Here is a 13,770-nt window from a genome sequence, read left to right as displayed (position 1 = left end):
GGGAGGCGTGGTCACGAAGGCTCCGGTCCGGCGAGCATCGCCTTTCGTAACATGGGCGAGGGGGCAGGGAGAGGATAAAATTAAACATCAATTGATGTGAAATTAAGATAAAAACACCACCGCACGTGTTGTTTGACAAACAGAACGATCGGACCTATAGGTCGGATACGCGCCGATTTGAGCCACCAGCTTGCGGGCGCGAAACAAGTGCAGCTAAAGCGTGGGGCCCAGGACGCCACCCGTCCCGATCCCTCGCACCATCGACAGAGGGATAGGCCCCATGACCAGCATCACCCGCCGCCTTGCGCTCGCTTTTGTTGCCGCCGCCGGCCTCGCCGCGCCGGCTTTCGCGCAGGCGCCCAAGGAAATCCGGATCGACTACGCGACCTACAATCCCGTCAGTCTCGTGCTGAAGGAGCGCGGCATCCTCGAGAAGGCGCTCGAGGCCGACGGCATCAAGGTGCGCTGGGTCCTGTCCGCCGGATCGAACAAGGCCCTCGAATTCCTCAATGCCGGCTCGATCGATTTCGGCTCGACGGCTGGCGCCGCCGCGCTGATCGGCAAGATCAACGGCAACCCGATCAAGTCGATCTATGTCTATTCGCGGCCGGAATGGACGGCGCTGGTCACAGGCGCCAAGAGCGAGATCACCAAGGTCGCCGATCTCAAGGGCAAGCGGGTCGCCGTCACCCGCGGCACCGATCCGCATATCTTCCTCGTCCGGGCGCTCGCCGATGCCAAGCTGACCGAAAAGGACGTCAAGCTCGTCCTGCTCCAGCATGCCGATGGCCGCCTTGCGCTGGAGCGCGGCGACGTCGATGCCTGGGCCGGGCTCGACCCGCTGATGGCCGCCGCCGAGGTCGAGAGCGGCGCCAGGCTGTTCTATCGCAAGGCGGAGGACAACACCTGGGGCATCCTCAATGTCCGCGAGGCCTTCGCCAATGAGAACCCGGCGCTGGTGAAGAAGGTGCTGGCCGCCTACGAGGAGGCCCGCGCCTATGCGCGCGCCAACCCGGCCGAACTCAAGAAGGTCCTGATCGAGTACACCAAGCTTTCCGAACCGGTGATCGAGCGCCAGCTCACCCGCACCGAACTGACTCATTCGGCGATCGGCCAGGCGCAGGTCGATACCATCACCGCCGCCGGGCTCGCGCTGAAGGAGGCCGGTGTCCTGCCGGCCACGACCGATGTGAAGGCGGCCGTCGACAGCCTGATCGACCGGCGCTTCGCCGCCACCAACTGACGGGCAAGCGCGCGGCGATGAGCGTCCTGGAGATCGCAACCGTCGTGGACGAGCCGGAGCGGCGCCCAGCCGCCCCGCGCCGCTCCTATCGGCTGGCGATCGCCGGTTTCGTCCTGCCGGTCGTGCTGGCCATGCTCTGGGAAGGGCTCGTCGCGGCCGGCATCGCCAATGGCCGCCTGATGCCGCCGCCCAGCGTCGTCGGCCGCACGCTCTGGGGCCTCGCCGCCTCGGGCGAGCTTCTGACCCATGCGGGTGCGACGTTCTGGCGGGTCGCCGCTGGCTTCGGCCTCGGTGCGCTCGCCGGCACGGTGCTCGGCGCGCTCACGGGAGCTCTGCCCGTCGCTCGCAGCCTGCTCGATCCGACCTTGCAGGCGCTGCGGGCGATCCCCTCGATCGCCTGGGTGCCGCTCTTCATCCTCTGGCTCGGCATCTTCGAGGCCTCGAAGGTCGCGCTGATCGCCGTCGGCGTCTTCTTCCCGGTCTATCTCGGCGTTGCCGCGGCGATCCAGGGCATCGATCGCAAGATCGTCGAGGTCGGCCGCGTCTTCCGCCTCTCGCGCCTCGCCATGGTCCGCCGCGTCCTGCTGCCGGCAATCCTGCCGGCCTGGGTCACGGCTTTGCGCTCCGGCCTTGGCCTCGGCTTCATGTTCGTGGTCGCGGCCGAGATCATGGGGGCGAGCGAGGGGCTGGGCTATCTGCTCGTGGACGGCCAGCAGCTCGGCCGCCCCGACACCATCATCGCGGCCATCATCAGCTTCGCTGTGCTCGGCAAGCTGGCGGACGGCCTGCTCGTCGCCATCACGCGGCCCTTCCTGACCTGGCAGGATACGGCGCGCGACAAGCTTTGAGGGGCGTCCCGGTGCTGAGTTTCGACCGGCTCTCCAAGACCTATGCCGATGGCACGCGCGCGCTTTCGGCGATCACGCTCGATGTCGGGCGCGGCGAGATCGTCGCCCTGCTCGGCGGTTCAGGCTGCGGCAAGACCACCTTGCTGCGGCTTGTCGCCGGGCTCGACCGCCCCAGCGATGGCGCGATCCGCCTCGATGGCGAGGCAATCGCCGAGCCGCGCGCCGATGTCGGCGTCATCTTCCAGGAGCCGCGGCTCTTCCCCTGGCTCAACGTGGCCGAGAATGCCGGCTTCGGTCTCTCGCATCTCTCGGCCTTCGAGCGCGAGGGGCTGGTGACCAATGCGCTGGCCCGCGTCGGGCTCGCCGGCCACGAGAAACGCTGGCCGCGCGAACTCTCCGGTGGCCAGCAGCAGCGCGTCGCCATCGCACGCGCCCTCGTCACCCGGCCGAAGCTCCTGCTGATGGATGAGCCCTTCTCGGCGCTCGACGCCACGACGCGAGCGAGCCTGCACGGGCATCTGCTGGCGCTCTGGCAGGAGAGCCGCCCGACGGTCGTCATGGTCACGCACGATGTCGAGGAGGCCGTGACGCTGGCCGACCGCATCGTGGTGATGCAGCCCAAGCCCGGCCGCATATTCGACGAGCTCGACAATCCGCTCGCCCGCCCGCGCGACCGGCTCTCGCCGGCCTTCGAGGCGACCAAGCGCGAGGCGCTGCGTGCGCTCGATCGCTCGCTGCGCGACGAGGCTCCGCATCAGGAGAAGGCGGCCGAGACCGCCGGCATGTGGTGGTGAGTGTCGTTTGACAAAACGGACGCTTAGACCTTAGAAGAGGACACGCGCCGATTTGAGCCTCAGCTTGCGGGCGCGAAACAAATGCAGCTAAAGCGCGGGACGACGGGACGGCTGATGCCGTCGGCGCTCCTTCCGCTTTGTCATGGGTGGAGCCAGCGATGTCGGCAGTTCTTCACGATTTCTCCCGCACTCTCGAACATACCCTGCCGCGCCCCCGCGCCGGTGAGATCGTCGCCGTGCTCGGTTCGCCCGAGGCGCGGAAGGCGGCGTTGCGCGCCTTCGCCGGCCTGCAAGCGGACGAGGGGGTGGTGCCGACGGCCGAGATCGGCCTGCTCTGCGCCCGGCCACGTTTCTTTGCCTGGCTCGATCTCACCGAGAATCTCGCTTTCGCCCTGCCGAATGCGACGCCGTTCGAGCGCGAGGGCCTGATCGCCAATGTGCTGGTCCGCCTCGGCCTCGCCGGGCAGGCAAAGCAGCGTCCGGCTGAACTCTCGCCGGAGGGGTTGCTGCGGCTCGCCATTGCCCGGCTCCTGCTGGTCAGGCCGCGCCTGCTGCTGGTCGACGAGCCCTTTTCGGCCCTCGATGCCGAGGCGCGAGCGCGGCTCGCTGCCTTCCTGCCGGAACTCTGTACGCAGGCGCGCCCTGCCGTCGTCATCGCCACCGGCTCCGTCGAGGAGGCTCTGCGCCTGGCCGATCGCATCCACGTCCTGCCGCGGCAGCCGGGGCCGGTCGCCTTCAGCCTCGACAACCTGCTGGCGCGCCCGCGTGACGAGGGCTCCGTCGGCTTCGTCACCCTGCGCCGCGAGTTGCGCCGGGCGCTCGAAAAGGAAAGCCGGCATGCCGCACCGGAGGTGGAGGCGGCTGCCTGAAGGGGCTACAAGCCGGCGAGCCGCCTTAGGAGAAATACGATCATGGACGTCACCGCGCTGCGCGCCTTGCAGGCTCCGCTCAAGGACGAATACCGCACCAATCCCGAGGCGGCGGTCATCACGCTGAAGGCCCGTGGCGAGCTCGACGACCAGCACATCGCCTGCAAGGTCGAGACCGGCCGCGCCATCGCGCTCGCCGGCCTGCATCCCGCCACCGGCGGCTCGGGCGCCGAGCTCTGCTCCGGCGACATGCTGCTGGAGGCGCTGGTCGCTTGCGCCGGCGTGACGCTGAAGGCTGTGGCGACGGCGCTGGAGATCGACCTGAAGAAGGGCGCGGTCCGTGCCGAGGGCGATCTCGATTTCCGCGGCACGCTCGGCGTGGCCAAGGATGCGGCGGTCGGTTTCAAGGCGATCCGCCTGTTCTTCGACGTCGAGACCGATGCGCCGCAGGAGAAGCTCGACACGCTGCTCAAGCTCACCGAGCGCTATTGCGTGGTCTTCCAGACCCTGAATGTGAAGCCGGAGCTGTCGGCGACCCTGCAAGGCAACGCCTCCTGACAGGGGTCAGGAGGCGTCTGGGAGCGGGGTTGGATGGAGGAGGGCCTAGAACTCTTCCCAGCCGGTGCTGCCGTTGCGGGCATTGACCGCGCGCTTGGCGGGGGCGGGCCTGGCTTCCGCCGCGGCGGGGCGCCGCGATTGCTGGAAGGCCGCCTCGGCGAGCTGGCGCAAACGGTCCGGTTCGGATGCAGCCGAGCTGATCGAGGCGGGTGCACGCGACACGGCAGCGCCGCCCTGATTGGTCCGGAACGTCGCGACCAGCGCGTTGAGCTGTTCGATCCGGCCGGACAGCGAGTTGGCCGAGGCCGCGCTCTGCTCGGAGAGCGCCGCGTTCTGCTGGGTCATCTCGTCGAGATGCGCGACGGCCTGGCTCATCTCGTCGATGCCGTTGGCCTGTTCGCCCGAGGCCGCCGAGATGTCGGCGATGGTGGCCGCGACCTTCTGCGAGGCCGCCAGAATCTGCGTCAGGGATTCGCCGGCCTTGCGCACCAGCTTCACGCCCTCGCCGACCTCGACATTGGACGAGGAGATCAGCTCGGAGATGTCCTTGGCCGCTTCGCTGGAACGCTGCGCCAGGGTCCGGACCTCCGAGGCGACGACGGCGAAGCCCTTGCCGGCATCGCCCGCACGGGCCGCTTCGACCGCCGCGTTGAGCGCCAGCAGGTTGGTCTGGAAGGCGATATCGTCGATCACGCGGATGATGTCGGAGATCTTCTGCGAGGCGGTCTCGATCCGGGCCATGGCATCGACCGCCTGGCCGGCGATGGTGCCGCCCGAACGTGCGGCGCTCGCCGCCTCATCGGCCGCGGTTGCCGCCGAACGGGAAGCCTGGGCCGAGGCCTTGACCGAGGCTGCGAGCTCCTCGGTCGTGGCGGCGGTCTGCTCCAGCGAGGAGGCCTGTTCCTCGGTGCGCTTCGACAGGTCGTCGGCGCCCATGCTGATCTCGCGGGCTGCGAGCCCGACATCGGCCGAGGTGGTCTGGATCGTCGCGACCGTCGCCGAAAGGCGATCCACCGTCTCGTTGATCGCACCCTTGAGATCGGCGAAGCGGCCGCGATAGCCGGTTCCGATCTGGCGCGTCAGGTCACCGCCCGCGATCGCCTGGAGAATGTCTGCGAATTCGGTCGTGGCGCCGTCAACGACCCGGTTGATCTCGTTGATGCCGGCGACCAGTCGCTGCATCTGCTCGTCGCCGTCGTCGATCTGGAGCCGTGCCGAGAAATCGCCGGCCGCGGCCGCTGCAACGACCTCGGAGACATCCGAAACGACCGCTTCCATCGATTGTGCACGGGCAAGGCGCGCGGCCGCAGCGGCGCGCTCCTGTTCCTCGAGCGCCCGCACACGCGCCGCATTATCCTGGAAGATCTGCAGCGCCCCGGCCATGTCGCCGATCTCGTCACGCCGTCCGATGCTGGGCACCGTGACATCCTGCTCACCGCCGGCGAGGCGCTTCATCGCGTCAGTCATGCCGGCAAGCGGGCGCACGATGCCACCGATGACGAAGGCCAGCGCCAGGGCTGCGACCAGCAAGGCGCCGCCCGCGGCGACCAGCAGCAGGACGCTCGCGGAACCGGCGGTGGATTGGGCTTCCTGGCCCTGGCTGCGCGCCTGTGAGAGCTGCAGTGAGGTCAGCTCCCCGAGCTTGGCCGAGATCGGATCGATCGCCTTGTAGAGTTCGTCTGTGGCGAACATGCGCAGCGCGCTCTCGTCACGCTCCTTCAGGATACCGATCAGCTTGGCGACGGCGGCATCGCCGGTCTTCATCAGCACCGTCGCCTGCTCGGCAAGCTGCCTCTCGTCGGCGGCCGTGATGCTGGGCAGATAGGCCTTCCAGCCCTTGTCGATGTTCCCCACCGCGTCCTGAACGCTCTTCAGCGCGCTCGTCCAGGTGATCTGGTTGCTCTGTGCCTTCCAGATCGTGTCGACGATGTTGACCGCATACATATCGCTGACGGTCCGCAACTGCTCCATCGGGATGACGTTGTTCTGGACCACTTCATCGATGCGCTGCGTGACGGATCGAAGGGCCATGAAACCACAGGCGCCGACGACGAGGACGCAGAGAGTCAGAGCGACGAGCGCGCCCGCCAGCTTGGTCTTGATGCTCAGGGCCATGATGAACTTTCCGGGAAGAGGCCGCGATGATGAGGAGAGTGGTGAGGGTCTATTCAGGCATGCCTATTTTTCAGGCAATCGTCGGGCTCGTCCGGTTCGAATCATGACAGGCGACTGTATTTGGGCTGCGATTTCTCCTGAAATTTTCAGAGAATTCTTAAGGTTGCTCTAACGGAAAGCGGGGGGCTGGCACGCATGAGTTGCGCTGCCGCAACCGGAGGTCTGAATTATGCTTAGGGTTGTATATTATTGCTGATGGCAATCTATGATTGCTGTTCTCGGAAGGGGAGCGTGAGGCCGCTATTCGGCGGCGCGCTTCAGCTCCAGACCCTTGGCGAAGGGTAGTTTCGGCTCGCTCTTCTCGTCGTCGAAATCGAGCGCGCCGATCTTCTCGGCACGGCTCGTCACCTTGCCGGCCGAGGTCTTGATCTGGCCGACATCGTCCTGCGCCTGCCGGAAATGATTGTCGAGCTTGTCGACGCGCTCGCCGAGACGGCGCACATCGTCGAGCAGCTTGCCGACCTCGGTCTGGATGACCTGCGCCTCTTCGCGCATCCGCGCATCGCGCACCAGCGACTGCATCAGCTGGATCGCCAACGCCAGCAGCGAGGGCGAGACGATCATGATGCGCGCCCGGTGCGCCCGCTGCACGACATCGTCGAAATGCTCGTGCAGATCGGCATAGATCGATTCCGACGGCACGAAGAGCAGCGCCAGGTCCTGCGTCTCGCCCGGCAGGAAGTAGCGCTCGGCGATATCCTTCACATGCACGCCGACATCGCTGCGCACGCGCTGGCCGGCGGCCTTCCTAGCCTCGTCGCCGCGTGCCTCGCGCAGCAGCGTGAAGCTCTCCAGCGGGAACTTGGCATCGATGACGAGGCCGCGCCCATCGCCAGGGAGGGTAACGAGACAGTCCGGCCGCTTGCCGTTCGAGAGCTGGGGTTGGAAAGCGAAGAAGGCGGCGGGCAGGCCGTCGCGGATGATCGCCTCCATCCGGCCCTGGCCATAGGCGCCGCGCGCCTGCTTGTTGGCGAGCACATCGCGGAGCGTCACGACCTCCGAGGTGAGGTCCGTCAGGTTCTTCTGGGCTGAGTCGATCACCGCCAGCCGCTCCTGCAGCTTGCCGAGGCTCTCGGTGGTCTGCTGGACGTTCCGTTCCAGTCCTTGCCCGACCTTGTGGCTCAACCCGTCCATGCGGTCGGCGACGAGTCGCGCGAGGTCGCCCTGCCTTGTCGAGAGTATCTCGGCCATCGACTGCATCCGGCCGGCGAGCTCTGCCTGCTGCCGGTTCATCTCCGCGACCTTGTCGTCCATCTCGCGGGCGCGCTCGGCCGCCATCGCAGCCTCGATCGCGCGGCTCTTGCCGCCACGCCAGCCGGCGATGACAGCCAGCATCAGCAGCACAAGGCTCAGGGCCCCGAAGCCGATGATGACCTCGGCCCAGGTTATCGGGCGCTCCAGCAAGGTGAAGGCGATCTCGTTCATGCGCGGGAGCCTAGCCGATTCGATGGGGAATAGCGAACGAAAGCGGAACAGTTTGACCGCTCTCCCACAAATGCTTATGTCCCGGGTTCAACAGATCTTTTCCCTTGGAATCCCATGGCCATTCGCCCGCTCGTCATCCTGCCCGACGCCCAGCTTCGCCTCGTCTCGAAGCCGGTCGAGGCGATCACGCCCGAGATCAAGGCCTTGGTCGCGGACATGTTCGAGACGATGTACGACGCGCCCGGCATCGGGCTCGCGGCGATCCAGATCGGCGTGCCGCTGCGCGTGGTGACGATCGACCTGTCGAAGCCCGAGGCCAAGGAGGGCGAGGAGCCCGAGCCCAGGAAGCCGCAGGTCTTCATCAACCCGGAGGTCACCTGGTCTTCGGAGGAGTTCAGCGCCTATGAGGAAGGCTGCCTCTCGATCCCCGAATATTACGAGGAGGTCGAGCGCCCCGCCGAGGTGAAGGTCCGCTATATGGATCTCGACGGCAAGACGCAGGAGATCGCTGCCGACGGCCTGCTCGCGACCTGCCTGCAACACGAGATCGACCATCTCAACGGCGTGCTCTTCATCGACCATCTCTCGCGTTTGAAGCGCGAGCGCGTCACCAAGAAATTCGCCAAGTCGGCCAAGCGCGAGCGGGCTGCGTAAGCTTCGAGACTTGGCACTGGTCTTTCCGGGTCTCACTTCGGTCGCCCGGGATGACGTTCGTTTTTAGGTAAGGTCGAGCGTATGAGTTTGCGCGTCATCTTCATGGGCACGCCGGATTTCGCCGTGCCGGTCCTGACCGAGATCGTCGGGCAGGGCCACGAGGTCGTCTCCTGCTACACCCGCGCTCCGGCCCAGGCTGGCCGCGGCCTCGAATTGAAGCCGTCGCCGGTGCATCGCGCGGCAGAACGCTTCGGCATCCCGGTCTTCACGCCGAAAACACTGAAGACGCCGGACCAGGCCGAGATCATCGCCTCGCATCAGGCCGATGTCGCGGTCGTCGTCGCCTACGGCATGATCCTGCCTCAGGCGATCCTCGATCTGCCCGAGCTGGGCTGCCTCAACCTCCATGCCTCGCTGCTGCCGCGCTGGCGCGGCGCCGCCCCGATCCAGCGCGCGATCATGGCAGGCGATGCCGAGAGCGGCGTCTGCGTGATGAAGATGGAAGCTGGCCTCGATACCGGCCCTGTCGCCATGGTCGAGAACCTGACCATCGGCCCGGACATGACAGCCGGTGAGCTTCATGACCAGTTGAGCCTCCTCGGCGCCGACCTGATGGTGCGCGCGCTCGCGGCGCTCGGCCGCGGCGGCCTGCAGTTCACGCCGCAGCCTGAGGAAGGCGTGACCTATGCCAGCAAGATCACCAATACCGAGGCGAAGCTGAGCTGGGCACTGCCGGCGCAGCAGGTTCATGACCTCGTGCGCGGTCTCTCGCCCTTCCCGGGCGCGTTCGCCGAGATCGATCTCGGCAAGGGGCCGGAGCGTCTGAAGATTCTGCGCACGGCCCGCGCCGGCGGCGCCGCGGAGCCGGGCACGCTGCTCGACGACGAGGGCACCGTCGCCTGCGCCGTCGGGGCGGTGAAGCTGCTGCAGGTCCAGCGCGCCGGCAAGGCTCCGATGAGCGGGGCCGAGTTCCTGCGCGGCGCCCGGCTCGGAGCCGGTGCCAAGCTCTGATGCCGCGCTACAAGCTCGTCATCGAATACGACGGTACGCCGTTCTCGGGCTGGCAGCGCCAGCTCAACGGTCCATCCGTGCAGCAGAGCGTCGAGGAGGCGGTCGAGGCCTTCTGCGGCCATCCGGTCAGGCTGCATTGCGCGGGCCGGACCGATGCCGGCGTGCACGCCACCCATCAGGTCGCCCATGTCGATATCGACAAGGAGTGGCGCACCGATGTCGTGCGCGACGCGACCAATGCCCGGCTGAAGCGGCTTCCGGTCGCTGTCCTCAGCGCCGAATTGGTGCCCGATGATTTCGATGCCCGCATTTCGGCGCGGCGCCGCTACTATGTCTACCGCATCCTCGATCGCCGGGCCCAGCCGGCGCTGGATCGCGACCGGGTCTGGCATGTGCCGGTCAAGCTCGATCACGAGGCGATGGACCGCGCGGCCAAGGCGCTGCTCGGCCAGCACGATTTCACCACCTTCCGCGCCGCCGAATGCCAGGCCAACAGCCCGATCCGCACGCTCGACCGCTGCGATGTCCGCCGCGAGGGCTCCGAGATCGTGGTGTATGTCCACGCCCGTTCCTTCCTGCACCATCAGGTCCGTTCGATCGTCGGCTGCCTGAAGATGGTCGGGATGGGCCGCTGGCCGGAGAACAAGGTCGGCAAGGTGTTGGCGGCGCGCGACCGCTCGCAATGCGCGGCTTTGGCGCCGTCCTGCGGGCTCTATCTCGCTGGCGTCGACTACTGAGCGCGTGACGCCGTCATTCCGGGGCGCCGCGAAGCGGCGAGCCCGGAACCCATGAACACGACGGCAATTGGGAAGCTCGGCGCGATGGGTGCCTTCTTGATGGGCCGTCGCGTTCATGGATTCCGGGCCCATGCCTGCGGCATGTCCCGGAATGACGGTGGGATCCCGATCCGCCTCAGAACAGCCCGAACAGCCGGGTGACGCCGTAGTCGAGCATCACGCTGGCGACGACCAGCATCATGGCAATGCCGCGGCTCTCCGGCCCGAAGACGGCGCGCGCCACGCAATAGCGCAGCCGCAGCACGATCGCGGCGAAGAAGAGCGACTGCATGATCGCCAGCGCGGGCGGAGCCCAGCCGATGGCGAAGATCGTCGCCGGGATGGCCATCAGGCTGGCCGAGACGATGCCTGCCCAGTTCCAGGCGATGACGAAGCTGGTGAAGCGCGGCGTCTGCGCGAGCTCCGGGCGGAGCGCGATCAGCAGGGCCGGCACTGCCAGGACCGTCAGCGCGAGAGCCGCGATGACCGACAGCGCCAGCGTCGGTGCGGCGAAGAGCCCGGCGCTGTTCGGCAGTCCCGCAGTCAGACGCGCCGCTGCAAGGATGGCGATCGTCGCCGGCAGCATCAGCGCGAAGGCGAGGAAGGAGCGCCAGAACCCGTCCCTGGTCAGGTCGAGCTCCGGCAGGGCCTCGGCCCCGCGGGTCATCAGGTGCCAGGAGCCGCGCAGCGAACGCGCGACGTCATCGGCTGCCAGCCTCATCACGGTCTCCATTATCTGCGGTGTTAGACTTTCGTCTAACGGAGATAATGGACCCTTGTTCCGAGCCGTCAAGCCGGATGCTGCGTCGCAAAATAGCTGGCGAGTAAACGATGCGTGATCCGCTGGAGCGAGACGAGGTCGGCAACGGCAACGCATTCGTCGATCTGGTGCATCGTCTTGCCGACGACGCCGTACTCGACGACGGGGCAGTAGTTCTTGATGAAGCGCGCGTCGGAGGTGCCGCCCGTGGTCGACAGGGCCGGGCGCTTGCCGGTCTCGGCCTCGACGGCCTCAGTGACGAGCGCGACGAAGGGGCCGGGCTCGGTCAGGAAGGCGACGGCATTGGTCGGCTGGACGTCGAGCGTGTAGCGCACCTGGTTGCCGGCGGCCTCGCGCAGGCGCCGTTCCAGCTCGGCAGTGAGCGTCTCCGGCGTCCAGGTATCGTTGAAGCGGATATTGAAGGCTGCCTTCGCCTGCGCCGGTATGACGTTGGTCGCGGGATTGCCGACATCGAGCGTCGTCACTTCGAGGTTGCTCGGGTCGAAATGCTGCGTGCCGCCATCGAGCGGTGTGGCGTCGAGGGCGGCGAGCAGGCGCACCATGCCGCGGATCGGATTGTCTGCGAGATGGGGATAGCCGACATGGCCCTGCGTGCCCTGCACGGTCAGCCTGCCGGTCAGCGAGCCTCGCCGGCCGATCTTGACCATATCGCTCATCGTGGCTGGATTGGTCGGCTCGCCGAGGATGCAATGGTCGAAGCGCTCGCCGCGCTCATGCGCCCAGGCCAGAAGCTTCACCGTGCCGTTGACCGAAGGGCCTTCCTCGTCGCCGGTAACCAGGAAGGCGATTGAGCCGGGCGCATCCGGGTTGTCGCGCCGGTAGCGGATCGCGGCCGAAACCATGGCGGCGAGCCCGCCCTTCATGTCGCAGGCGCCGCGGCCGTAGAGCGTGCCGTTCTCGATGGTCGCGCCGAAGGGCTCGCGCGTCCAGGCGGCTGCGTCGCCGACGGGAACCACATCGGTATGGCCGGCGATCACGAAGACGGGAGCCGTATCGCCGATGCGCGCGTAAAGGTTCTCGACATCAGGCGTGCCCGGCTCGCTGAAGACCGGGCGCTCGACCACGTAGCCCTCGGCCGACAGCACGGCGGCGAGCAGGGCGAGCGCTCCGCCTTCCTCGGGCGTGACCGAGGGGCAGCGGACCAGGGCCTGCGTCAGGGCGACGGGGTCGGTGGGGTCGAAGCGGAGGGCAGGGGCGGGGGATGTCGGTGTGGCGCTCATTCCGCCGCTTTAGCACCGACCGGCTGAGCCGCAACCCCATCTTGTTCCGCTGCCGACGGCAGCAACCCGAGATCGATGATGGCGACGATCCAGGCCATGGTCGAGATCGCCTCGAGCGACGGGCGCCAGCCGATCGACAGGAAGGGCCGGAGCTGCTCCGGCAGCACGATGGCACAGATCAGCAGGATACCGAAAAGCGGTGTGCTGCCACGGTCGTTCGCGCGTTTGGCGGCCAGTGCCGCCCATGGAAACAGGGCGAAGGCGTTGGCGAAGGCGATGACAGTCAATGTGTCCTGGCGATCCGCCAGGAGCGGCACGATGCGCTGGATGGCGAACAGCGTCAGCGCGACCGCGAGGCTGCCGATCCAGAACGCCCGCAATCCGATGCGGCCGTCGAAATCGCTGAAAAGGCGGGTGATGGACATCCGGCGAACTCCGATGGTCGGTTGTCGCACAGCCGGCTGCTGGGTTGAAGCCTATGGTGAATAAAGGGTTAATGAGGCGCATAAGAGTTTATTCCGGCTCAGAAAGGGCTTGAACGGGACGGGGCTGGCCGTTAGCTGCGGGACGCGCGTCGCTGTCGGCACGCGGCCTGTCGTTTCCCGTTTCGTGAAGTGCAGTCGAAGGGCGCGTTCGCGCGGCCCCAGTGAGGTTTCGAGCATGACCATCCGCTTTCATCGCGGCGACCTGCCGGACGGCTATGAGGCCGGGGCGAGCGTCGCGATCGATACCGAGACGCTCGGCCTCAATCCGCATCGGGACCGGCTCTGCGTCGTCCAGCTGTCGCGTGGAGACGGCACCGCGGACGTCGTGCAGATCCCGAAGGGCGGCGAGCGGCCGAAGAACCTGATCCGCCTGCTCGAGGATCCGGCGGTGCTGAAGCTCTTCCACTTCGCCCGTTTCGATGTCGCCGTGCTCAAGCATGCCTTCGGCGTGGTCACCGCGCCGGTCTATTGCACCAAGATCGCTTCGAAGCTCACCCGCACCTATACCGACCGGCACGGGCTCAAGGATCTCGTGCGCGAGCTGCTCGGCGTCGAATTGTCGAAGCAGCAGCAGTCGTCCGACTGGGGTGCCGACACGCTGAGCGAGGCGCAGCTCGCCTATGCCGCCTCTGACGTGCTGCACCTTCATGGCCTGCACGAGAAGCTGGAGACGATGCTTGCGCGCGAGGGGCGCCGGCATCTTGCACAGGCCTGTTTCCAGTTCCTGCCCTACCGCGCGGAGCTCGATCTCGCGGGCTGGGACGAGACGGATATCTTCGCCCACACTTGACAATTTCTAAGGCTTCTTGCGTCAGTCTGCGCGCGGGTGAGGCGCGCGGTGGTGCGCCTGCCCCTCTGGACGAGCCGCGCGAGGGCGCGATGCGGCCCGTCCCGTGACACGAAAATGCCGTGAGCGGCTGCCATTGCGCGG

14 protein-coding genes are annotated in these 13,770 nt (G+C 67.1%); 9 read left to right on the top strand and 5 right to left on the bottom strand.

Going from position 1 to position 13,770, the window contains the following annotated elements:
• Positions 1-280: 280 nt before the first annotated feature.
• The 5 genes from AC3WMA_RS06445 (at position 281) to AC3WMA_RS06425 (ending at position 4,312) form a co-directional block, all read left to right on the top strand.
• Positions 281-1,243 (top strand): aliphatic sulfonate ABC transporter substrate-binding protein, encoded by a 963-nt coding sequence (locus AC3WMA_RS06445; RefSeq protein ID WP_492284537.1) that lies wholly within the window; start codon positions 281-283, stop codon positions 1,241-1,243.
• A 17-nt stretch (positions 1,244-1,260) separates the two neighbouring features.
• A complete protein-coding gene (locus AC3WMA_RS06440; protein ID WP_492284536.1) occupies positions 1,261-2,091 on the top strand; it encodes an ABC transporter permease in 831 nt (276 codons plus the stop codon).
• Positions 2,092-2,102: 11 nt separating this feature from the next.
• Positions 2,103-2,885, top strand: a complete 783-nt coding sequence (locus AC3WMA_RS06435; RefSeq protein WP_492284535.1) for an ABC transporter ATP-binding protein — start codon at positions 2,103-2,105, stop codon at positions 2,883-2,885.
• 158 nt (positions 2,886-3,043) lie between these two features.
• On the top strand, positions 3,044-3,754 hold the full coding sequence (locus AC3WMA_RS06430) for an ATP-binding cassette domain-containing protein (RefSeq protein ID WP_492284534.1): 711 nt from the start codon (positions 3,044-3,046) through the stop codon (positions 3,752-3,754).
• A gap of 42 nt (positions 3,755-3,796) precedes the next feature.
• A complete protein-coding gene (locus AC3WMA_RS06425) occupies positions 3,797-4,312 on the top strand; it encodes an OsmC family protein (protein WP_492284533.1) in 516 nt (171 codons plus the stop codon).
• Between the two features lie 45 nt (positions 4,313-4,357).
• Here AC3WMA_RS06425 and AC3WMA_RS06420 read toward each other — a convergent pair whose 3' ends face one another.
• Positions 4,358-6,427, bottom strand: a complete 2,070-nt coding sequence (locus AC3WMA_RS06420) for a HAMP domain-containing methyl-accepting chemotaxis protein (RefSeq protein WP_492284532.1) — start codon at positions 6,425-6,427, stop codon at positions 4,358-4,360.
• 300 nt (positions 6,428-6,727) lie between these two features.
• Positions 6,728-7,912: a DNA recombination protein RmuC gene (locus AC3WMA_RS06415; protein ID WP_492284531.1), complete on the bottom strand. Its 1,185-nt coding sequence runs from the start codon at positions 7,910-7,912 to the stop codon at positions 6,728-6,730.
• Positions 7,913-8,026: 114 nt separating this feature from the next.
• Here AC3WMA_RS06415 and def point away from each other — a divergent pair, with 114 nt between their 5' ends.
• The 3 genes from def (at position 8,027) to truA (ending at position 10,314) form a co-directional block, all read left to right on the top strand.
• A complete protein-coding gene (gene def, locus AC3WMA_RS06410; protein ID WP_492284530.1) occupies positions 8,027-8,566 on the top strand; it encodes a peptide deformylase in 540 nt (179 codons plus the stop codon).
• Between the two features lie 81 nt (positions 8,567-8,647).
• Positions 8,648-9,577, top strand: coding sequence for a methionyl-tRNA formyltransferase (fmt, locus tag AC3WMA_RS06405; RefSeq protein ID WP_492284529.1), 930 nt, complete (start codon positions 8,648-8,650; stop codon positions 9,575-9,577).
• Positions 9,577-10,314, top strand: a complete 738-nt coding sequence (gene truA / locus AC3WMA_RS06400; protein ID WP_492284528.1) for a tRNA pseudouridine(38-40) synthase TruA — start codon at positions 9,577-9,579, stop codon at positions 10,312-10,314. Before fmt ends, truA begins: the two co-directional genes overlap by 1 nt.
• Before the next feature lie 175 nt (positions 10,315-10,489).
• On the opposite strand, the gene AC3WMA_RS06395 is transcribed toward truA, so the two are convergent.
• The 3 genes from AC3WMA_RS06395 to AC3WMA_RS06385 form a co-directional block, all read right to left on the bottom strand.
• The gene (locus tag AC3WMA_RS06395; RefSeq protein WP_492284527.1) at positions 10,490-11,074 is read right to left on the bottom strand and encodes a hypothetical protein; all 585 of its coding nucleotides are present in this window, start codon (positions 11,072-11,074) and stop codon (positions 10,490-10,492) included.
• A gap of 68 nt (positions 11,075-11,142) precedes the next feature.
• Positions 11,143-12,354 (bottom strand): succinyl-diaminopimelate desuccinylase, encoded by a 1,212-nt coding sequence (gene dapE / locus AC3WMA_RS06390; protein ID WP_492284526.1) that lies wholly within the window; start codon positions 12,352-12,354, stop codon positions 11,143-11,145.
• A complete protein-coding gene (locus tag AC3WMA_RS06385; RefSeq protein WP_492284525.1) occupies positions 12,351-12,779 on the bottom strand; it encodes a DUF805 domain-containing protein in 429 nt (142 codons plus the stop codon). Before AC3WMA_RS06385 ends, dapE begins: the two co-directional genes overlap by 4 nt.
• A gap of 235 nt (positions 12,780-13,014) precedes the next feature.
• Here AC3WMA_RS06385 and AC3WMA_RS06380 point away from each other — a divergent pair, with 235 nt between their 5' ends.
• On the top strand, positions 13,015-13,629 hold the full coding sequence (locus tag AC3WMA_RS06380; protein WP_492284524.1) for a ribonuclease D: 615 nt from the start codon (positions 13,015-13,017) through the stop codon (positions 13,627-13,629).
• The last annotated feature ends 141 nt before the right edge of the window (positions 13,630-13,770 follow it).

The organism is Allobosea sp. FW305-C-101 (assembly GCF_058783685.1).
This window is presented reverse-complemented; position numbering and strand designations above follow the sequence as displayed.

Coding starts and splice junctions, on each gene's coding strand:
- AC3WMA_RS06445 (WP_492284537.1), top strand. CDS start 281: ATGACCAGCATCACCCGCCGCCTTGCGCTCGCTTTTGTTGCCGCCGCC.
- AC3WMA_RS06440 (WP_492284536.1), top strand. CDS start 1,261: ATGAGCGTCCTGGAGATCGCAACCGTCGTGGACGAGCCGGAGCGGCGC.
- AC3WMA_RS06430 (WP_492284534.1), top strand. CDS start 3,044: ATGTCGGCAGTTCTTCACGATTTCTCCCGCACTCTCGAACATACCCTG.
- AC3WMA_RS06425 (WP_492284533.1), top strand. CDS start 3,797: ATGGACGTCACCGCGCTGCGCGCCTTGCAGGCTCCGCTCAAGGACGAA.
- AC3WMA_RS06420 (WP_492284532.1), bottom strand. CDS start 6,427: ATGGCCCTGAGCATCAAGACCAAGCTGGCGGGCGCGCTCGTCGCTCTG.
- AC3WMA_RS06415 (WP_492284531.1), bottom strand. CDS start 7,912: ATGAACGAGATCGCCTTCACCTTGCTGGAGCGCCCGATAACCTGGGCC.
- def (WP_492284530.1), top strand. CDS start 8,027: ATGGCCATTCGCCCGCTCGTCATCCTGCCCGACGCCCAGCTTCGCCTC.
- fmt (WP_492284529.1), top strand. CDS start 8,648: ATGAGTTTGCGCGTCATCTTCATGGGCACGCCGGATTTCGCCGTGCCG.
- truA (WP_492284528.1), top strand. CDS start 9,577: ATGCCGCGCTACAAGCTCGTCATCGAATACGACGGTACGCCGTTCTCG.
- AC3WMA_RS06395 (WP_492284527.1), bottom strand. CDS start 11,074: ATGAGGCTGGCAGCCGATGACGTCGCGCGTTCGCTGCGCGGCTCCTGG.
- dapE (WP_492284526.1), bottom strand. CDS start 12,354: ATGAGCGCCACACCGACATCCCCCGCCCCTGCCCTCCGCTTCGACCCC.
- AC3WMA_RS06385 (WP_492284525.1), bottom strand. CDS start 12,779: ATGTCCATCACCCGCCTTTTCAGCGATTTCGACGGCCGCATCGGATTG.
- AC3WMA_RS06380 (WP_492284524.1), top strand. CDS start 13,015: ATGACCATCCGCTTTCATCGCGGCGACCTGCCGGACGGCTATGAGGCC.